This is a genomic window from Citrobacter sp. RHBSTW-00570 (assembly GCF_013739755.1).
Lineage (GTDB): Bacteria > Pseudomonadota > Gammaproteobacteria > Enterobacterales > Enterobacteriaceae > Citrobacter > Citrobacter braakii.
In genome coordinates this window covers 1726034-1746838 of record NZ_CP056399.1, presented here as the reverse complement: position 1 = coordinate 1746838, position 20805 = coordinate 1726034, and the positions used below count along the sequence as shown (strand labels likewise).

General features: G+C 53.4%; 14 protein-coding genes. 10 read left to right on the top strand and 4 right to left on the bottom strand.

Features of this window, described 5'->3' with window-relative positions:
- Positions 1–13 precede the first annotated feature (13 nt).
- On the bottom strand, positions 14–2860 hold the full coding sequence (gene rcsC, locus HV237_RS08180; protein WP_016157017.1) for a two-component system sensor histidine kinase RcsC: 2847 nt from the start codon (positions 2858–2860) through the stop codon (positions 14–16).
- A 168-nt stretch (positions 2861–3028) separates the two neighbouring features.
- On the opposite strand from rcsC, the gene atoS reads away from it, so the two are divergent.
- The 6 genes from atoS (at position 3029) to HV237_RS08150 (ending at position 10295) form a co-directional block, all read left to right on the top strand.
- Positions 3029–4867: a two-component system sensor histidine kinase AtoS gene (atoS, locus tag HV237_RS08175; RefSeq protein ID WP_032947136.1), complete on the top strand. Its 1839-nt coding sequence runs from the start codon at positions 3029–3031 to the stop codon at positions 4865–4867.
- Entirely contained in the window at positions 4864–6249 is a 1386-nt protein-coding gene (atoC, locus tag HV237_RS08170; protein WP_047359203.1) for an acetoacetate metabolism transcriptional regulator AtoC, read from the top strand. Before atoS ends, atoC begins: the two co-directional genes overlap by 4 nt.
- Positions 6250–6448: 199 nt before the next feature.
- Positions 6449–7108, top strand: coding sequence for an acetate CoA-transferase subunit alpha (gene atoD / locus HV237_RS08165; protein ID WP_016157020.1), 660 nt, complete (start codon positions 6449–6451; stop codon positions 7106–7108).
- A gap of 2 nt (positions 7109–7110) precedes the next feature.
- A complete protein-coding gene (locus HV237_RS08160; RefSeq protein ID WP_016153793.1) occupies positions 7111–7761 on the top strand; it encodes a 3-oxoacid CoA-transferase subunit B in 651 nt (216 codons plus the stop codon).
- Positions 7758–9080: a TIGR00366 family protein gene (locus HV237_RS08155; protein ID WP_016153794.1), complete on the top strand. Its 1323-nt coding sequence runs from the start codon at positions 7758–7760 to the stop codon at positions 9078–9080. The genes HV237_RS08160 and HV237_RS08155 overlap by 4 nt, the downstream gene beginning before the upstream one ends.
- Positions 9081–9110: 30 nt before the next feature.
- Positions 9111–10295, top strand: a complete 1185-nt coding sequence (locus tag HV237_RS08150; RefSeq protein WP_047359204.1) for an acetyl-CoA C-acetyltransferase — start codon at positions 9111–9113, stop codon at positions 10293–10295.
- Between the two features lie 43 nt (positions 10296–10338).
- Here HV237_RS08150 and gyrA read toward each other — a convergent pair whose 3' ends face one another.
- On the bottom strand, positions 10339–12975 hold the full coding sequence (gene gyrA, locus HV237_RS08145) for a DNA topoisomerase (ATP-hydrolyzing) subunit A (RefSeq protein WP_049281471.1): 2637 nt from the start codon (positions 12973–12975) through the stop codon (positions 10339–10341).
- A gap of 158 nt (positions 12976–13133) precedes the next feature.
- Here gyrA and ubiG point away from each other — a divergent pair, with 158 nt between their 5' ends.
- The 4 genes from ubiG (at position 13134) to yfaE (ending at position 18088) form a co-directional block, all read left to right on the top strand.
- Positions 13134–13862: a bifunctional 2-polyprenyl-6-hydroxyphenol methylase/3-demethylubiquinol 3-O-methyltransferase UbiG gene (gene ubiG, locus HV237_RS08140; RefSeq protein ID WP_047359205.1), complete on the top strand. Its 729-nt coding sequence runs from the start codon at positions 13134–13136 to the stop codon at positions 13860–13862.
- 443 nt (positions 13863–14305) lie between these two features.
- Positions 14306–16591, top strand: coding sequence for a class 1a ribonucleoside-diphosphate reductase subunit alpha (gene nrdA, locus HV237_RS08135; RefSeq protein ID WP_016153798.1), 2286 nt, complete (start codon positions 14306–14308; stop codon positions 16589–16591).
- A 112-nt stretch (positions 16592–16703) separates the two neighbouring features.
- On the top strand, positions 16704–17834 hold the full coding sequence (gene nrdB, locus HV237_RS08130) for a class Ia ribonucleoside-diphosphate reductase subunit beta (RefSeq protein WP_016153799.1): 1131 nt from the start codon (positions 16704–16706) through the stop codon (positions 17832–17834).
- A complete protein-coding gene (gene yfaE, locus HV237_RS08125) occupies positions 17834–18088 on the top strand; it encodes a ferredoxin-like diferric-tyrosyl radical cofactor maintenance protein YfaE (protein WP_016153800.1) in 255 nt (84 codons plus the stop codon). The genes nrdB and yfaE overlap by 1 nt, the downstream gene beginning before the upstream one ends.
- 172 nt (positions 18089–18260) lie before the next feature.
- Here yfaE and glpQ read toward each other — a convergent pair whose 3' ends face one another.
- Both glpQ and glpT read right to left on the bottom strand, forming a co-directional pair.
- Positions 18261–19328: a glycerophosphodiester phosphodiesterase gene (glpQ, locus tag HV237_RS08120; protein ID WP_016157024.1), complete on the bottom strand. Its 1068-nt coding sequence runs from the start codon at positions 19326–19328 to the stop codon at positions 18261–18263.
- 3 nt (positions 19329–19331) lie between these two features.
- Complete coding sequence (gene glpT / locus HV237_RS08115; RefSeq protein WP_016153802.1) at positions 19332–20690, bottom strand: glycerol-3-phosphate transporter; 1359 nt, start codon at positions 20688–20690, stop codon at positions 19332–19334.
- Between the last annotated feature and the right edge of the window lie 115 nt (positions 20691–20805).

Here is a 20805-nt window from a genome sequence, read left to right as displayed (position 1 = left end):
CATCCGACCTCTTTTATTCCCGCGCCTTTCTCACTCTTTCCGCATAGACCGTCAGCGTCTGCTTCAATACATCTAACGTCACCGGCTTAGACAGACAGCTATCCATACCTGACTCCAGACAACGCTGCTTCTCTTCAGCCAGCGCGTTGGCCGTCACGCCGACAACCGGCAGGGTTAATCCTAACTGGCGAATACGCTGGGTCAGGCGATAACCATCCATGTTCGGCATGTTAACGTCGCTCAGCACGATGTCGATATGGTTTTTACTCAGTACATTGAGTGCGTCCACGCCGTCATTCGCGGTTTTACACTGATACCCCAACGATCCCAACTGATCGGCCAGTAAACGCCTGTTGATAGGATGATCGTCGACCACCAGAATCATCATGTCATCGTTAGTTGCAGCAACTTTATCCGGGGCTGGCAACGCCGTTGAAAGCTCTTCACTGCTCAGCTCAAGGCTGTAGATATGCGCCAACAGCGCGGGCAGTTCGTGAGGCGATGCCACGCTGTGCACCCACTCCCCGGGCACCCTTTCCAGCGGAATACCGATATGACGACGGCAGAAAATAACCGCGGCGCGTCCCTGCCACGCCTGGTCCAGCACATCGTCGGCAATCAGCAGATCATCCGCATCCGGTTGCTGTCCCTCATAGCACTGCACCGTCATCCCGTTACGCGCCAGACTGGATTCAATAAACTGGTACAGCGACGCGTTACGCACCGCCAGCCAGCAACGTTTGCCGACAAGCCCTTCGATACCTTTTTTCAGCGGGTACTGCGCGCCATAAAGCGGAATACGCAGCATAAACTGGCTACCCATTCCCGGTTCAGAATCGACGGAAATATCCCCATCCATCATGCTGATCAGTTTTTCACAGATAGCCAAACCAAGCCCGGTTCCCTGGAAATTACGCTGTACGCCGGTTCCCACCTGGAAGAAAGGATCAAACAAGCGGACGACCTCTTTGGCTGGGATCCCAACCCCGGTATCACGCACGCGAATACTGAGATAGTCTTCGTTGCACTGCACGTGCAGCACAATGCAGCCGGTATCGGTAAACTTGATAGCATTACTCAGCAGATTGGAAATCACCTGCTGCAAACGCATCGGATCACCATTAAGCGCCACCGGTACATTCGGGTCGATAAAGCAGTACAACCCCAGCTGTTTGCGAACCACCAGCGGCAGATAGTTAGCCGTAATATGATTCATTACTTCACGCGGTGAAAACTCGCGCGGTTCAATCTTCAGCTGTTCAGATTCAATTTTCGAGAAATCGAGAATATCGCTGATAATTTTCAACAGCAGGCTGGAGGAGTTGTTCATCGCCGTCACCAGGCGATCCACTCCGTTGGGTAACTCTTTGGTTTGCAACAAATCAAGGTTACCGATAATGCCATACAGCGGCGTACGCAGCTCGTGGCTTACCGTCGCAAGGAACATCGATTTGGACTGGCTCGCCTGCTCCGCCGCCTGCGCCATCTCCTGCAACGACTCTTCCATTTTAACGCGCGCGCTGATGTCAACCAGCACACAAATTGCCACGTTTTCATTACGATAGCGCGAGTGCACAAAGCTGATTTGCAGATTGGTATTGTTGCTGGTCAGCACATCAACAAAATTGACCTGCTGGCCGCAGATAATTTGCGTTAACCGTTGCCGGTCTTCATGCGTCAGCATATTGAGATAGGTGTGCGCCAGCTCATTACTCAGGATGTTAATGCCATCTATCGTACGCAGAATACAAATCCCAACCGGCGCAGAAGCCACGATTTTACGGTTAAACTGCTCGTGCTCTTCCAGACGCTGGGCATCGCTTTCCGCAGGAATAAAAATGCGCCGCTCATACATGCGCGTGAGCATAAATAACGCCGCGCCAACCAGCACATTCAGCAGAATAGCGTTCAGGATCATCATGCGGATCCGCTCCAGCACCAGGTCGACCGGTACTGAATAAACAATGCTTAGCGATGACGGGGGCAGGTTTTTCTTCAGCACCAGTTCGTGAAAACCCGACGTATAGCCAAACCAGGAGCGCTCCTGCATCCAGCGAGGTTCAGCCTTAATATTCCCCTCTGGGCCTGTGAGCGAAATCAGCGCATGACCATTTTCATCAAGGATGGTCACTCCCATCGGCAAACTGCCCGGCGTGAAAAAGTTCTCCATGCGGATAGGCTGTTCCACACCCAACAGCGCCTGCAGGCGATTAGCGAGATAAACCGGCGTCAGCGCATAGAAATAGCCTATCCCCGGCCGCGGCCCCTGGCTAATCCAGAACAGGTTATTACCGTTTTCGTCCTGCGGTGCATTGCGATACTTAATAATGCGCTCATGCAGCGCCTTCAACGCCCCGTCACGTTCGACAGGCATATCACGCAGACCGAAATTGGCCATGCAAAGGTTGTCGCTGCCGATCAGGAACACACGATTCAAATCATAGGCCGCGGAAAAGTTATCCCGCCAGTAGCGCATAAACCACGCCAGCGATTCCAGCGAACCTCGCCAGGCGTTGCCCATCACCGAGCAGTCGGAGTCGGCAAACAGCGGCTCGAAGTTTGGCACGGCGGTTTTATCATCCCGCGCGCGCAACGACATCACGCCGTTTTCCGCCGTTAAGCGATTCTCCGCGATATATTTCAGCTCTTTAATCACATCAGAGGTGCGCTGAATGTAACGTTGGGCCTGATCGGAACTGAGGTTAAGCTCCTGGTGAATCTCGGACTCTCTCTGGTGCAGCGCATTCACGATGTAGAAAACGGAGGCAAATGCGATTAGCCCCCAGATCAGGAGCGCCAACGCCCTGAACAGATAGCGTGAGACTTTTAGCGTTGAATGAACGGAAGCAAGGTATTTCAAAGGGGCGAAGCTCCGCCTCAGGGCATTAATAGAGTGTGGTTAAGGTAGCGGTAAATGTCCGGCGTCGCAATGCCCTCTCTTTACGGGAATATGATACACCGCTCTGAAACCATTGTCTTAACCCGTGATAATCGTCGTTTGCCTGAAAAACACTGCACGGATGTCAGAATGCGCGACCTGAGATGGCTGGCTCGTCGGTTATACCCACGACGATTACGCAACCAAATGATCATGATGGCCATCCTGATGGTCATCATTCCGACGATATCTATAGGTTATATCGTAGAAACTGAAGGCCGTTCAGCAGTCTTATCTGAAAAAGAGAAAAAACTGTCATCGGTGATAACCCTGCTAAACGATGCGCTGGGCGACCGCTTTAGTCACTACCCAAATTTGCCGCGTGAAGCACGCATTCGCGCGCTTAATCAAGAGTTGGCCCCCATCACCGAGCGCATTACGCAAGCGTTTCCCGGCATTGGCGCCGGGTATTATCACAAAGCGCTGGATGCCATTATCACCTACGCCCCCTCCGCGCTTTACCAAGGCAACGTAGGTATCACCATCACCGAGGATCATCCCGGACGCGAAGTGATGAGTAGCAACGCACCTGTGGTCTATTCCGGGCGACAGGTTCGCGGCGACATACTCAACTCGATGATCCCAATAGCGCGCCAGGGAGAGGTTATTGGGTATATCTGGGCCAATGAGCTCACCGAAGATATCCGCCAGCAGGCCTGGAGAATGGACGTCAGGATTATTGCCGTACTGGTTGCCGGGCTCATCTGTAGTCTGCTGCTCATCGTGCACTTCTCCCGCCGACTCAGTGCGAATATCGACATCATCACCGATGGGCTTTCCACGCTGGCACAAAAAACCCCTACCCGACTGCCTGAACTCCCCGGCGAGTTGGGACAAATCAGCCGTAGCGTCAATGCGCTGGCACAAACGCTACGGGAAACCAAAACCCTTAACGATCTGATCATTGAAAATGCCGCAGATGGCGTGATCGCCATCGACAGGCAAGGCGACGTTACCACCATGAACCCGGCGGCAGAACAGATAACGGGCTACACGCTGCATGAGCTGGTCGGACAGCCCTATGCGACGCTCTTTGCCAATACGCAGTTTTATAGCCCGGTACTGGACACCCTTGAGCACGGTACTGAACATGTGGCCCAGGAGATTAGCTTTCCAGGACGAGAACGCACCATTGAGATCAGTGTAACCACCAGTCGGATCCATAACGCACACGGCGAGCTGATTGGCGCGCTGGTTATTTTCTCCGATTTAACCGCCCGTAAAGAGACCCAGCGTCGACTGGCGCAAACCGAAAGGCTTGCCACCCTGGGTGAGCTGATGGCCGGCGTCGCGCATGAAGTGCGAAACCCGCTGACTGCAATTCGTGGCTACGTCCAGATCATCCGCCAGCAAACCTCGCTGCCGGAACATCAGGAATATTTATCTGTTGTGCTGAATGAAATTGATTCCATCAATAAAGTTATTCAACAACTGTTAGATTTCTCTCGCCCACGACAAAGCCAGTGGCAACAGATTCGGCTCAATGCGCTCATTGAAGAGACGCTAATCCTGGTGCAAACCGCTGGCCTGCAGGCACGGATCGCCTTTACAACGGAATTAGATCCCAGCCTGCCGCCGATCGTCGCCGATCGCGAGCTTCTCAAACAGGTGATCCTCAATATTTTAATCAATGCGGTGCAGGCGATCGCTGCGCGAGGCGAAATTCGCATCCGTACCTGGCAATACTCGGCCTCGCAACAGGCCGTGATGATTGAAGATAATGGCAACGGTATCGATCTCGCCATACAGAAGAAAATATTCGATCCCTTTTTTACGACAAAAGCATCAGGCACCGGTCTTGGACTGGCGCTGAGCCAGCGCATCATCAACGCGCATCAGGGGGATATCCACGTAACCAGCCAGCCTGGCTGCGGGGCGATATTCACTCTGATTTTACCTCTTAACCCGCAGGGAAATCCGTCAGAATGAAAACGACCTATCGTATTCTCATCGTTGATGATGAAGAAAATGTTCGCCGTATGCTTGCCACCGCATTTTCCCTGCAAGGGCATGAGACACATTGCGCCAGCGACGGGAAAGCCGCGCTGAGCCTGTTTAGCGAAACGCAGCCAGACGTGGTGCTGATGGACATTCGCATGCCGGAGATGGACGGTATCGACGCGCTGAAAGTTATGCGCACGCAGCAACCACGGATCCCCGTCATTCTGATGACCGCTTACGCTGAAGTAGAAACCGCAGTAGAAGCTTTACGTAGCGGCGCATTCGACTACGTGATTAAGCCCTTTGATCTCGACGAGCTAAGCATGGTGATTCAACGCGCATTGCAACTGCAGGAGATGAAACAGGAAATCCGCAATCTGCATAAAGCGTTGACCACCAGCTGGCAGTGGGGACATATTCTGACCACCAGCCCGCGTATGATGGATATCTGTAAAGACACGGCGAAAATCGCCCTCTCCCAGGCAAACGTGTTGATTAGCGGTGAAAGCGGCACAGGAAAAGAGCTGATCGCCCGCGCCATTCACTACAACAGCAAACGCGCCAATGGCCCCTTTATCAAAATTAACTGCGCGGCTCTGCCGGAGTCGTTGTTAGAAAGCGAGCTATTTGGTCACGAAAAAGGCGCGTTTACCGGGGCACAGACATTACGCCAGGGATTGTTCGAACGCGCTCATCAGGGAACTTTATTGCTTGATGAAATTGGCGAGATGCCGCTGGTGCTGCAGGCCAAACTGCTGCGCATTTTGCAGGAGAGGGAGTTTGAACGCATCGGCGGGCACCAGACCATTCGCGTTGACATTCGAATCGTCGCCGCCACCAACCGCTGTCTGCAAACGATGGTGAAGGAAGGAACGTTTCGCGAAGACCTGTTTTACCGGCTCAACGTTATCCATCTGACTTTGCCGCCCTTACGCGAGCGTCGTGAAGATATTACCTTATTAGCAAACCACTTTTTACAAAAATTCAGCTCTGAAAATCAGCGGGATATTATCGAAATCGACCCGACGGCGATGTCGATCCTCACCGCCTGGCCCTGGCCCGGTAACATTCGCGAACTGTCAAACGTCATCGAACGTGCAGTCGTTATGAATACCGGCGCGGTGATCTTTGCCGACGATCTCCCCGACCCGTTGCGCAACCCGGTTAGCGCCACAACAGAAACAAAACCGACTTACTCCGGGGAACGCAATCTGAAAGAAGAGATTAAGCGTGAGGAAAAACGAATTATCCTCGAAGTCCTCGACAATCAGGACGGCAATCGCACCCGCACGGCGCTGATGCTGGGAATTAGCCGTCGCGCTTTAATGTATAAATTACAAGAGTACGGCATCGACCCATCGGGTTCCTGATACGCAAATTTGCTATGCAGAATTTTGCACACTGCGCAAAATTCTGCATAACCCCTCGTGGTCTCCTTTCACCAAGACCATAAAAATAAACCAATAAATTCAATCAACTAAACATTAATACGTTTCTTTAGTCATTCTGGCACCTTGCTTGCAATTCCCTGAGCGTACCCAAAATGGAGTATGCAAAAAGGGAAACATAATGAAAACAAAACTGATTACCTTACAAGACGCTGCGGGCTTCTTTCGTGACGGCATGACCATCATGGTCGGTGGTTTTATGGGCGTTGGCACACCACCTCGTCTGGTTGAAGCCCTGCTGGAATCCGGCGTCAGAGATCTGACACTGATTGCTAACGATACCGCCTTTGTCGATACCGGTATCGGCCCCCTGATCGTCAATGGGCGGGTGAGCAAAGTGATTGCCTCGCACATTGGTACAAACCCGGAAACCGGTCGTCGCATGATTGCCGGCGAGATGGATGTACAGCTGGTTCCGCAAGGTACCCTGATCGAGCAGATTCGCTGCGGCGGCGCGGGTCTTGGCGGCTTTCTGACCCCCACTGGCGTTGGCACCATCGTGGAAGAAGGCAAGCAAACCATGACGCTTGAGGGTAAAACCTGGCTGCTTGAACGCCCATTACGCGCCGATTTAGCGCTTATTCGCGCCCACCGCTCTGACATGCTTGGCAACCTCACCTACCAGCTCAGCGCCCGTAACTTTAACCCTCTGATTGCCCTCGCCGCTGATATCACGCTGGTCGAACCGGACGAAATGGTTGAAACAGGGGAGCTGCAGCCTGACCAGATTGTGACCCCCGGCGCCGTTATCGACCATATCGTCATTCCACAGGAGAGCTAATCATGGATGCTAAACAACGTATTGCGCGCCGGGTGGCGCAAGAACTTCGCGATGGCGATATCGTCAACTTAGGTATCGGCCTGCCAACGATGGTAGCTAACTACTTACCTGCTGATATTCACATTACGCTGCAATCTGAGAACGGTTTTCTGGGACTGGGCCCAGTCACCACCGCCCATCCTGACCTGGTGAACGCGGGCGGCCAACCGTGCGGTATTTTGCCGGGCGCGGCGATGTTTGATAGCGCCATGTCGTTCGCGTTGATTCGCGGTGGTCATGTTGATGCCTGTGTGCTTGGCGGGTTGCAGGTCGATGAGCAGGCAAACCTCGCCAACTGGGTGGTTCCCGGCAAGATGGTGCCCGGCATGGGTGGCGCAATGGATCTGGTGACCGGTGCGCGTAAAGTCATTATCGCCATGGAGCATTGCGCAAAAGACGGCTCCGCAAAAATCCTGCGTCAATGCACCATGCCGCTCACTGCACAGCATGCTGTGCATATGCTGGTCACCGAGCTGGCTGTATTCCGCTTTATAGATGGCAAGATGTGGCTGACTGAAATCATCGAAGGATGCGACATCGCCACGCTATGTGAAAAAACCGAAGCACAGTTTGAAATTGCCGACGATCTGCGCATCCTGCGAGGTGACGCATGATTGGCCGCATCGCTCGCTTTATGACACGGGTAGTCAGCCGCTGGCTGCCCGACCCACTGATTTTCGCCATGTTATTAACGTTGCTGACCTTTGGCATCGCGCTGTGGTTAACGCCGCAGACCCCCATCAGCATGGTGAAATTCTGGGGTGACGGTTTCTGGAACCTGCTGGCGTTTGGTATGCAGATGGCGCTGATCATCGTAACCGGCCATGCGTTAGCCAGTTCCGGGCCGGTGAAAAGCCTGCTGCGTACGGCGGCATCCGCCGCCAAAACCCCCGCTCAGGGCGTCATGCTGGTGACTTTTTTTGGTTCAGTTGCCTGCGTTATTAACTGGGGATTTGGTCTGGTGGTCGGGGCGATGTTCGCCCGCGAAGTTGCTCGTCGGGTACCGGGTTCCGATTATCCGTTACTGATTGCCTGCGCCTACATCGGGTTCCTGACCTGGGGCGGCGGCTTCTCCGGCTCAATGCCTTTGCTGGCGGCAACGCCTGGCAACCCGGTCGAGCACGTAGCGGGCCTCATTCCTGTCGCGGATACCCTGTTCACCGGCTTCAATATTTTCATCACGCTCGGCCTGATTGTGGTGATGCCGTTTATCACCCGGATGATGACGCCAAAACCTTCAGATGTGGTGAGCATCGATCCAAAACTTTTATTGGAAGAAGCTGATTTTCAAAAGAAACTGCCGCCGGATGCGCCGCCATCTGAAAAACTGGAAGAGAGCCGCATTCTGGCGCTGATCATCGGTGCATTAGGGATTGCCTATCTGGGTATCTACTTTGCCGAGAAAGGTTTCAACATCACCATCAACACCGTCAACCTGATGTTTATGATTGCCGGTCTGCTGCTGCACAAAACGCCGATGGCCTATATGCGTGCCGTTAGTGCTGCCGCACGGAGTACCGCCGGGATTCTGGTGCAATTCCCCTTCTATGCCGGCATTCAGTTGATGATGGAGCACTCCGGCCTCGGTGGGCTCATTACTGAATTTTTCATCAACGTTGCCAACAAAGATACCTTCCCACTGATGACTTTCTTCAGTTCAGCCCTGATTAACTTTGCCGTGCCATCCGGCGGTGGCCATTGGGTTATTCAGGGACCGTTCGTCATGCCTGCCGCTCAGGCACTGGGGGCGGACCTCGGCAAGTCGGTGATGGCCATCGCCTACGGTGAGCAGTGGATGAACATGGCACAACCGTTCTGGGCGCTACCCGCGCTGGCCATCGCCGGTCTCGGAGTACGCGACATTATGGGGTACTGCATCACCGCCCTGCTCTTCTCCGGCGTCATTTTTGTTATTGGATTGACCTTGTTCTGACGGCAACAACTTAATAAAAGGAACTGAAAAATGAAAAACTGTGTCATCGTCAGCGCGGCACGTACCGCAATCGGCAGTTTTAACGGCGCACTGGCAACTACGGGTGCCGTCGAGCTTGGCTCAACCGTCATTAGAGCCGCTCTTGAACGCGCGCACCTTGACCCACAGCGCGTGGACGAGGTGATTATGGGCAACGTGCTGCAGTCAGGACTCGGGCAAAACCCAGCGCGTCAGGCATTATTAAAAAGTGGCCTGTCCGACACCGTTTGCGGCTTTACCGTCAACAAAGTGTGCGGCTCTGGCCTGAAAAGCGTGGCGCTTGCCGCCCTCGCTATCAAGGCCGGACAAGCCCAGGCGATCGTCGCGGGTGGGATGGAAAACATGAGCCTGGCCCCCTACCTGTTAGACGCAAAAGCCCGCTGGGGCTATCGCCTCGGTGACGGGCAATTGTCCGACGTGATTCTGCGCGATGGCCTGATCTGCGCCGAGCATGGTTACCACATGGGGATCACTGCAGAAAATGTTGCCAAAGAGTATGGCATCAGCCGCGAAATGCAGGATGAACTGGCTCTGCAGTCACAGCGTAAAGCCGTTGCCGCAATCGAGTCTGGCGCATTTGAGGCTGAAATCGTGCCCGTCAGCGTGTCATCACGGAAGAAAACCATCATCTTTGAGCGTGACGAATTCCCCAAAGCTGACTCGACGGCAGAAGGCCTCGCCGCATTGCGTCCAGCCTTCGATAAAGCAGGAACCGTCACCGCAGGTAACGCCTCGGGGATCAACGACGGTGCAGCGGCATTAGTGATAATGGAAGAGTCCGCAGCACTGGAGGCTGGGCTGAAGCCATTGGCACGAATCAAAGCCTGGGCCAGTGGCGGTGTAGCTCCGGCTATGATGGGGATGGGGCCGGTTCCCGCCACGCTGAAGGCACTGCAACTGAGCGGCTTACAGCTTTCTGATATCGATCTGATCGAAGCCAACGAAGCATTTGCTGCTCAGTTTCTTGCCGTTGGTAAAACGCTGGGATTTGATCCGCAAAAGGTTAACGTCAACGGTGGGGCAATTGCGCTGGGACACCCTATTGGCGCCAGCGGCGCGCGAATACTGGTGACGCTGCTGCATGCGCTACAGGCACGGGATCAAACGCTTGGACTGGCCACACTGTGCATCGGCGGCGGTCAGGGCATTGCGATGATAGTGGAGCGAATGAATTAAAAAAAAGGGCCGGATATTTCCGGCCCTTTTTATCACGTCTTAATTACTCTTCAGCGTCGTCCGCTGCATCGTCATCGCTTTCCGCTTCAGGCGCGATATCCTCGTCCCCTTCAGCAGCGCTACCGTCGATGGAGTCGAGCTCTTCATCATCAACCGGTTCAGCAACGCGTTGCAGACCCACAACGTTTTCATCTTCCGCAGTACGGATGAGGATCACGCCCTGGGTGTTACGTCCTACCACGCTGATTTCCGACACGCGAGTACGCACCAGCGTACCTGCATCGGTGATCATCATGATCTGGTCGGTATCTTCAACCTGCACTGCGCCGACAACGGAACCGTTGCGCTCGGTGACTTTGATGGAGATAACGCCCTGGGTCGCACGAGACTTGGTCGGATACTCTTCCGCCGCTGTACGCTTACCGTAGCCGTTCTGGGTAACGGTCAGGATAGCACCTTCACCGCGCGGAACGATCAGCGATACCACGCTGTCACTTTCCGCCAGTTTGATACCGCGTACGCCGGTCGCGGTACGTCCCATCGGACGAACAGCCCCCTCTTTGAAGCGCACCACTTTACCGGCAGCAGAGAACAGCATAACTTCGTCACTGCCAGACGTCAGGTCGACGCCAATCAGCTCATCGCCTTCGTTCAGGTTAACCGCAATGATACCGGCTGAACGCGGACGGCTGAACTCAGTCAGCGCTGTTTTCTTCACGGTACCGCTAGCGGTTGCCATAAAGACGTTGACGCCTTCTTCGTACTCACGTACTGGCAGAATTGCGGTGATACGTTCGTTAGCTTCCAGTGGCAGCAGGTTGACGATAGGACGTCCACGCGCACCACGGCTTGCTTCCGGCAACTGATAAACCTTCATCCAGTACAAACGACCGCGGCTGGAGAAGCAGAGGATCGTGTCATGGGTGTTGGCCACCAGCAGGCGGTCGATAAAGTCTTCTTCTTTAATTCGTGCTGCAGATTTGCCTTTACCGCCACGACGCTGCGCTTCGTAATCGGTTAACGGCTGATATTTCACGTAGCCCTGATGAGACAAGGTCACGACAACATCTTCCTGGCTAATCAGATCTTCGATGTTGATGTCAGCGCTGTTCGCGGTGATTTCGGTCCGACGTGCGTCGCCGAACTGTTCACGAATCAGCTCCATCTCTTCACGGATGACTTCCATCAGACGATCGGCGCTGCCCAGAATGTGCAGCAGTTCAGCGATCTGCTCCAGCAGCTCTTTGTATTCGTCGAGCAGTTTTTCGTGCTCAAGGCCGGTCAGTTTCTGCAAACGCAGATCCAGAATGGCCTGGGCCTGCTGTTCAGTCAGGTAGTACTGACCGTCACGCACGCCAAATTCCGGTTCCAGCCATTCAGGACGTGCGGCATCATCGCCGGCACGTTCCAACATGGCAGAAACGTTACCCAGCTCCCACGAACGCGCGACCAGCGCTGCTTTCGCTTCTGCCGGGGTCGGCGCACGGCGGATCAGTTCGATGATCGGATCGATGTTCGCCAGCGCAATCGCCAGTGCTTCAAGGATGTGCGCACGGTCGCGGGCTTTACGCAGTTCAAAGATAGTACGGCGGGTTACGACTTCACGGCGGTGACGTACAAACGCAGCAATAATATCTTTCAGGTTCATGATTTTCGGCTGTCCATGGTGCAACGCAACCATGTTGATACCGAAAGAAACCTGCAGTTGGGTCTGGGAGTAGAGGTTATTCAGAACCACTTCCCCGACTGCGTCGCGTTTCACTTCAATCACGATGCGCATACCGTCTTTGTCAGACTCGTCACGCAGCGCGCTGATACCTTCAACGCGTTTGTCTTTTACCAGCTCGGCGATTTTCTCGATCAGGCGCGCTTTGTTCACCTGATACGGAATTTCATGGACGATGATGGTTTCACGGCCAGTTTTGGCATCCGCTTCGACTTCCGCGCGTGCGCGGATGTACACTTTGCCACGGCCGGTACGGTAGGCTTCTTCAATACCACGACGACCGTTGATGATCGCGGCGGTCGGGAAGTCCGGACCCGGAATATGTTCCATCAGCCCTTCAATGCTGATGTCTTCATCGTCAATGTATGCCAGGCAGCCGTTGATCACTTCCGTCAGGTTGTGCGGCGGAATGTTGGTCGCCATACCTACCGCGATACCGGACGAGCCGTTCACCAGCAGGTTAGGAATTTTGGTTGGCATGACGTCAGGAATTTGTTCGGTGCCGTCGTAGTTATCGACGAAATCCACCGTTTCTTTTTCCAGGTCAGCCATCAGCTCATGGGCGATTTTCGACATACGGATTTCCGTATAACGCATCGCCGCTGCGGAGTCGCCATCGACAGAACCAAAGTTACCCTGACCATCTACCAGCATGTAACGCAAGGAGAATGGCTGCGCCATACGAACAATGGTGTCGTAAACGGCGATATCACCATGAGGGTGGTATTTACCGATTACGTCACCAACGACACGGGCAGATTTTTTATAGGCTTTATTCCAGTCGTTGCCCAATACGTTCATGGCGTAAAGTACGCGACGGTGAACCGGCTTCAGGCCATCTCGGACGTCCGGCAGCGCACGGCCAACAATGACCGACATCGCATAATCCAGATAGGAGCTCTTCAGCTCTTCCTCAATGTTGACCGGTGTAATTTCTCTCGCAAGGTCGCTCATCTAACCGCTATCCCTCTACTGTATCCCGGATTCAAAGGTCGCAAATTATAACACATCCGTGCAGATTCAGGTAAATGGATTCCCCCTGACAGAGGCTTTATTCATCCCGTCAGGCTGATATACTCATTTGCATCGCAAATTTAGGAGTAGAAGCCCCAATGAATGCCGAAAAACCTCCGGTAACTCACAACGTTGATCAGGAAGAAATTGCCAAGTTTGAAGCAGTCGCGTCACGCTGGTGGGATCTTGAGGGTGAATTTAAGCCACTGCACCGTATTAACCCATTGCGCCTGGGCTATATCACGGAGCGCTCAGGCGGCCTGTTTGGTAAAAAGGTACTCGACGTCGGCTGCGGCGGCGGCATTCTGGCGGAAAGCATGGCGCGCGAGGGCGCAACCGTCACCGGGCTGGACATGGGCTTTGAACCGTTACAGGTAGCAAAACTGCATGCGCTGGAGAGTGGCATCCAGGTGGAATACGTTCAAGAAACGGTTGAAGAACATGCGGAAAAACATGCGCATCAGTATGACGTTGTGACCTGCATGGAAATGCTGGAGCACGTACCGGACCCGCAATCGGTGGTCAGGGCCTGCGCCAAACTGGTCAAACCGGGCGGCGAAGTGTTTTTCTCCACGCTTAATCGCAACGGCAAATCCTGGCTAATGGCGGTGGTCGGCGCGGAATATATTTTGCGTATGGTGCCGAAAGGCACGCATGATGTGAAAAAATTCATTAAGCCGGCTGAACTGTTAGAGTGGGTTGACCAGACCGTGCTGAAAGAGCGTCATATGACCGGCCTGCACTACAACCCGATCACCAACAGTTTTAAACTCGGCCCCGGCGTTGATGTGAACTATATGGTACACACTACCGCGCAAGCAGATTAACCTCCTCCACCCGGCCGGATAAGGCGTACAACGCCGCAATCCGGCACCGTGCCCGATAGTGCGCAGCTTTCGGGCCTGCGCATCGCCTACCAATCCTGAGTAGGATCGTCAGGGCAATTTTTGCGCCAGGTCATAAGAACTTACCTTGCCTTAGATGAAGAAATCAGCACTCGATCAAATTTTCTATTTTTTTTCTCAATTATTGACATCCTCGCCAGGCCTTATAAGACGCGCACTTAGCGATTATTACCCTTTTGCAACCTCAATTTAACCTCAAAATCAACTCTTGTACTGAAAAGAATCCCTACTAGAATACTCACCATATAGCGTCTACTTTATCAAACAACCCCTACATATAGTATTTATCCACAGACTTAGTCACAACATGACTTTGTGGATAATATGGGGGATATTTTTTCTTTCACGGACAGGTAAAAAACCACATGAATCAGAGTCTGCTGGTGACAAAGCGTGATGGTAGTACAGAGCGCATCAATCTCGACAAAATCCACCGAGTTCTGGATTGGGCGGCAGAAGGACTGAATAACGTATCGATTTCTCAGGTCGAGTTGCGCTCCCACATTCAGTTTTATGACGGTATCAAGACATCCGATATCCATGAAACAATCATCAAAGCTGCCGCCGACCTGATCTCCCGCGAGGCACCGGATTATCAGTACCTGGCTGCTCGCCTGGCGATTTTCCATCTGCGCAAAAAAGCCTACGGCGAGTTTGAACCGCCGAAACTGTTCGACCATGTCGTGAAAATGGTTGAAATGGGCAAATACGACAATCATCTGCTGGAAGACTACACGGAAGAAGAGTTCAAGCAGATGGACTCGTTCATCGTACACGACCGTGATATGACCTTCTCCTACGCTGCGGTGAAGCAGTTAGAAGGTAAATACCTGGTACAAAACCGTGTTACCGGTGAGATTTATGAAAGCGCGCAGTTCCTCTACATTCTGGTAGCGGCCTGCCTGTTCTCTAACTATCCGCGTGAAACGCGTCTGCAATACGTAAAACGTTTCTACGACGCCGTTTCTACGTTTAAAATTTCGCTGCCGACGCCGATTATGTCCGGCGTGCGCACCCCTACCCGTCAGTTCAGCTCCTGCGTACTGATCGAGTGCGGCGACAGCCTGGACTCCATCAACGCCACCTCCAGCGCGATTGTGAAATACGTTTCCCAGCGCGCCGGCATCGGTATCAACGCCGGTCGCATCCGTGCGCTGGGTAGCCCGATCCGCGGCGGTGAAGCGTTCCACACCGGTTGTATTCCGTTCTACAAGCACTTCCAGACCGCGGTAAAATCCTGCTCCCAGGGCGGCGTACGCGGCGGTGCTGCAACACTGTTCTACCCAATGTGGCACCTGGAAGTTGAAAGCCTACTGGTCCTGAAAAACAACCGTGGCGTCGAAGGCAACCGCGTGCGTCACATGGACTACGGCGTACAGATCAACAAACTGATGTACACCCGTCTGCTGAAGGGCGGCGACATCACGCTGTTCAGCCCGTCCGACGTTCCAGGCCTGTATGATGCGTTCTTCGCTGACCAGGACGAATTCGAACGTCTGTACACCAAATATGAAAACGACGACAGTATCCGCAAGCAACGCGTGAAAGCCGTTGAACTGTTCTCTCTGATGATGCAGGAACGTGCCTCTACCGGGCGTATCTATATTCAGAACGTTGACCACTGCAACACCCATAGCCCGTTTGATCCCATTGTCGCTCCGGTGCGCCAGTCTAACCTGTGCCTGGAAATCGCCCTGCCGACCAAACCGCTGACCGACGTTAACGACGAAAACGGCGAAATTGCGCTGTGTACGCTGTCCGCATTTAACCTCGGTGCTATCAACAGCCTGGACGAGCTGGAAGAGCTGGCCGAATTGGCGGTGCGCGCGCTGGATGCGCTGCTCGATTATCAGGATTATCCGATTCCTGCCGCCAAACGCGGCGCGATGGGTCGCCGTACGCTGGGTATTGGCGTGATCAACTACGCCTACTGGCTGGCGAAAAACGGTAAGCGTTATTCTGACGGCAGCGCGAACAACCTGACTCACAAAACCTTTGAAGCCATTCAGTATTACCTGATGAAAGCCTCTAACGAGCTGGCGAAAGAGCAAGGCGCGTGCCCGTGGTTTAACGAAACGACCTACTCCAAAGGTATTCTGCCGATCGATACCTATAAAAAAGATCTCGATGCTATTGTCAACGAGCCGCTGCATCTGGACTGGGAACAACTGCGCGAATCCATCAAAACGCACGGTCTGCGTAACTCCACGCTGTCAGCCCTGATGCCATCGGAGACCTCTTCGCAGATCTCTAACGCCACCAACGGTATTGAACCACCGCGCGGCTATGTGAGCATCAAAGCGTCGAAAGACGGTATTCTGCGCCAGGTCGTGCCGGACTACGAACACCTGCACGACGCGTACGAACTGCTGTGGGAAATGCCGAACAACGATGGCTATCTGCAACTGGTAGGTATCATGCAGAAATTTATCGATCAGTCGATTTCCGCCAACACCAACTATGATCCGTCGCGCTTCCCATCCGGAAAAGTACCGATGCAGCAGTTACTGAAAGACCTGCTCACCGCCTACAAATTTGGTGTCAAAACGCTGTATTATCAAAACACCCGTGACGGTGCGGAAGATTCTCAGGACGATCTGGTGCCGTCCATTCAGGACGACGGCTGCGAAAGCGGCGCATGTAAGATCTGATGAACGATGCCGGGTGGCACCAGGCTCACCCGGCCTACAGTAGCTTGGTTTGTAGGCCGGAAAGGGTGCTTGTAACGCCATCCGGCACTCATCCCACAAAGGATTCACATCAATGGCATACACCACTTTTTCACAGACGAAAAATAACCAACTTCTGGAACCGATGTTCTTCGGCCAGCCGGTGAACGTCGCCCGCTACGATCAGCAAAAATATGACATCTTCGAAAAACTGATCGAAAAGCAGCTCTCTTTCTTCTGGCGTCCGGAAGAAGTTGATGTTTCTCGCGATCGCATCGACTTCCAGGCGCTGCCGGAACATGAAAAGCATATCTTCATCAGCAACCTGAAGTATCAAACGCTGTTGGACTCCATTCAGGGACGTAGCCCGAACGTGGCGCTGCTGCCGTTAATCTCGATCCCTGAGCTGGAAACCTGGGTGGAAACATGGGCGTTTTCAGAAACGATCCACTCCCGTTCCTACACCCACATCATTCGTAACATCGTGAACGATCCGGCGGTGGTGTTTGATGACATCGTCACCAACGAGCAGATCCAGAAACGCGCGGAAGGCATTTCCAGCTATTACGACGAATTGATTGAGATGACCAGCTACTGGCATTTGCTGGGCGAAGGCACGCATACCGTTAACGGTAAAACGGTTGTCGTAAGCCTGCGTGAACTGAAGAAGAAGCTGTATCTGTGCCTGATGAGCGTGAACGCGCTGGAAGCGATCCGCTTCTACGTCAGCTTCGCCTGCTCCTTCGCCTTCGCCGAACGCGAACTGATGGAAGGCAACGCGAAAATTATTCGCCTGATCGCCCGCGATGAAGCCCTGCATTTGACTGGGACCCAGCATATGCTGAATCTGCTGCGCAGCGGCGTGGACGATCCGGAAATGGCGGAAATCGCCGAAGAGTGTAAACAAGAATGCTACGACCTGTTCGTACAGGCTGCGCTGCAGGAAAAAGAGTGGGCGGATTATCTGTTCCGTGACGGCTCAATGATTGGCCTGAACAAAGACATTCTGTGCCAGTACGTTGAGTACATCACCAACATCCGTATGCAGGCTGTCGGACTCGACTTGCCGTTCCAGACCCGCTCTAACCCAATCCCATGGATCAACACCTGGCTGGTGTCTGATAACGTGCAGGTTGCGCCGCAGGAAGTGGAAGTCAGCTCTTACCTGGTCGGCCAGATCGATTCGGAAGTCGATACCGACGACCTGAGTAACTTCCAGCTCTGATGGGCCGCGTTACTCTGCGCATCTCTGGCACACAACTGCTGTGCCAGGATGAACACCCTTCCCTGCTTGCCGCGCTCGAATCGCACAATGTTGAAGTTGAATACCAGTGCCGCGCAGGTTATTGCGGCTCCTGCCGTACCCGTCTGGTAGCGGGACAGGTCGACTGGATTGCCGAACCTCTGGCCTTCATTCAGCCAGGTGAAATTTTGCCCTGCTGCTGTCGGGCAAAAGGCGATATTGAAATAGAGCTGTAACGCGTGGCGGGATAAAAATTACGACTAAAAAAGAGCCGCCGATGGACGGCAGCTCTTTATTTCTCCTGGAGGCAGGTATGGCCACGTTGACGGCAGACGGCCTTATCTAGCCGTTAATAACGTTTGATCCAACCAGGCCTGTGACCGGAGGTTCATCACAGACCTTGTGCCATTACTCTTTATTCAGGAATGTCACTGCTTTGTCGGGGAAGTCGGTGAACAGCCCGTCAACGCCCGCCTTGTTATACAGAATGTCATACAGCTGGTTTACATCAGTGGTGTAATCCGGCAGTTGATCGGCACGAACGGTATAAGGATGCACCACCATCTTATTCTGATGCGCGTCCTGTACCATACCCGTTAACGAGATATTGCCTTTCTTCGACTTCTCATCAATCAGCATGTGGTAGTCCGGCCCAATGCCGTCCGCATACTGCGCAACTTGCTTCATGGCACCCGGTTTAAACATCCAGTCGTAGTTGTAATTAACCCAACTACCGTCCGGCTTTTTCTCCTGAGTTTCATTCCAGTCAGTGTACGCAATCAACTGTACCAGATTGAGATCCATCCCCATCTTCGGTTCCAGTTCATTCTTAATGCGCTTTAACTCTGCGACATCAAAACACTGTAGATAAACCTTGTCGTTCTTGTCGGTGTACCCGTACTTTTTCAGCACTTCCAGCGTCTTAGCCGCAATGTCCTTCCCTTCCTGATGATGGAACCACGGCGCTTTCATTTCCGGGTAAATGCCAATGTTTTTACCGGTTGAATGATTTAATCCCTGAACAAACTCAATCTCTTCTTCGAAAGTGTGCACACGGAAATCAGATTTACCCATCGGGAAACGCCCCGGGTAGGTCTGGACCTTTTTGCCATTTTCGATATCAAAGCCTTCGGTAAATTTCAGCGATTTAATCTCATCCAGCGTAAAGTCGATAGCGTAGTAGCGCCCATCTTTACGCGCACGATCCGGGAAACGCTCGGCAACATCGGTGACGCGGTCAAGGTAGTGGTCATGCAGGACAACCAGATGGTCGTCCTTGGTCATCACCAAATCCTGTTCCAGGTAATCAGCCCCCTGAGCATAAGCCATCGCTTTTGCTGGCAGCGTATGCTCCGGTAAATAACCGCTGGCGCCACGGTGCGCAATCACGATTTTTTCTGCGGCAACCGCCGCGCTGCTCACCACAATACCTGTCAGCATTAGCGCCACGCTGAGACTTTTCAATGTGGTTTTCATCTATTAGCCCCCGTTACGCTTCAGTGCGATCTCTTCGTGATGGCGTTTTTCGCCAATCATGACGACCACCAGCAGAATAACCGCCAGCACGCTACCGCCAATCATCACCATAAAGCCGCCGTCCCAACCGAAGAAGTCAACGGTATAGCCAACAATGGCGCTCGCCGCTACGGAACCGCCGAGATAACCGAACAGACCGGTAAAGCCAGCCGCCGTACCCGCCGCTTTTTTCGGTGCCAGTTCCAGCGCATGCAGACCAATCAACATTACCGGACCGTAGATCAGGAAGCCGATGATGATCATACAAGCCATATCCACGTTCGGGTTGCCTGCCGGGTTCATCCAGTAGACGATAGTCGCGATAGTCACCAGCGTCATAAAGAACACGCCGGTCGCACCACGGTTGCCACGGAAGACTTTATCCGACATCCAGCCGCACAGCAGCGTGCCCGGAATACCCGCATACTCATACAGGAAGTAGGCCCAGGATGATTTATCCAGTGCGAAATGTTTCACTTCTTTCAGATAGGTCGGGGACCAGTCCAGGATGCCGTAGCGCAGCAGATAAACAAACACGTTGGCGATAGCGATGTACCACAACAGTTTGTTCGGCAGTACGTATTGCATGAAGATCTGCTTCGCAGTCAGCTCTTCTTCCGCTTTCTCGTTGTAATCGTCCGGATAGTCGTTCTTGTACTCTTCGATAGGCGGCAGGCCACAAGACTGCGGCGTATCACGCATCAGAGCAAAAGCAAACAGCGCGACGACGATCGCACCGAAAGCAGGCATGTACAGCGCCGCTTTCCAGTCATTGAACCAGGCCATACCCAGCAGGAACAACAGAGGAGGCAGACCGCCGCCCACGTTGTGCGCACAGTTCCAGACGGAGACAATGCCCCCACGCTCTTTCTGCGACCACCAGTGCACCATGGTACGACCACACGGCGGCCAACCCATTCCCTGGAACCATCCGCAGAGGAACAGCAGCACAAACATAACCGCAATACTCGAAGTCGCCCACGGCACAAAGCCCATGAACAACATGACTGCGGCGGCCAGAATCAGACCCGCTGGCAGGAAAACGCGCGGATTCGAGCGATCCGAAACGGACCCCATGATGAATTTCGAAAATCCGTAAGCAATGGAGATACCGGATAACGCAAAACCCAGATCGCCACGCGAGAAACCTTGCTCAACCAGATACGGCATCGCAAGGGCAAAGTTCTTACGTACCAGATAGTACGCGGCATAGCCAAAGAATATCCCCAGAAAGATCTGCCAACGTAATCGACGATATGTCGGGTCGATCTCCGCTGCAGGCAAACGCGCCGTGTGTGACGCTGGTTTAAAAATGCTCAACATAGTGTAGCCTCCGTGGCCGTCTTTCATTCGAAGTAAACACTGCAGTTCGTCATTACTACCCTACCGCTCCCAGTGTGGCCGCGATGTTAAGGAAAGATACATAACAAAAATGTGA

Coding starts and splice junctions, on each gene's coding strand:
- HV237_RS08160 (WP_016153793.1), top strand. CDS start 7,111: ATGGATGCTAAACAACGTATTGCGCGCCGGGTGGCGCAAGAACTTCGC.
- HV237_RS08150 (WP_047359204.1), top strand. CDS start 9,111: ATGAAAAACTGTGTCATCGTCAGCGCGGCACGTACCGCAATCGGCAGT.
- glpQ (WP_016157024.1), bottom strand. CDS start 19,328: ATGAAAACCACATTGAAAAGTCTCAGCGTGGCGCTAATGCTGACAGGT.
- atoD (WP_016157020.1), top strand. CDS start 6,449: ATGAAAACAAAACTGATTACCTTACAAGACGCTGCGGGCTTCTTTCGT.
- nrdB (WP_016153799.1), top strand. CDS start 16,704: ATGGCATACACCACTTTTTCACAGACGAAAAATAACCAACTTCTGGAA.
- gyrA (WP_049281471.1), bottom strand. CDS start 12,975: ATGAGCGACCTTGCGAGAGAAATTACACCGGTCAACATTGAGGAAGAG.
- yfaE (WP_016153800.1), top strand. CDS start 17,834: ATGGGCCGCGTTACTCTGCGCATCTCTGGCACACAACTGCTGTGCCAG.
- ubiG (WP_047359205.1), top strand. CDS start 13,134: ATGAATGCCGAAAAACCTCCGGTAACTCACAACGTTGATCAGGAAGAA.
- atoS (WP_032947136.1), top strand. CDS start 3,029: ATGCGCGACCTGAGATGGCTGGCTCGTCGGTTATACCCACGACGATTA.
- nrdA (WP_016153798.1), top strand. CDS start 14,306: ATGAATCAGAGTCTGCTGGTGACAAAGCGTGATGGTAGTACAGAGCGC.
- atoC (WP_047359203.1), top strand. CDS start 4,864: ATGAAAACGACCTATCGTATTCTCATCGTTGATGATGAAGAAAATGTT.
- glpT (WP_016153802.1), bottom strand. CDS start 20,690: ATGTTGAGCATTTTTAAACCAGCGTCACACACGGCGCGTTTGCCTGCA.
- HV237_RS08155 (WP_016153794.1), top strand. CDS start 7,758: ATGATTGGCCGCATCGCTCGCTTTATGACACGGGTAGTCAGCCGCTGG.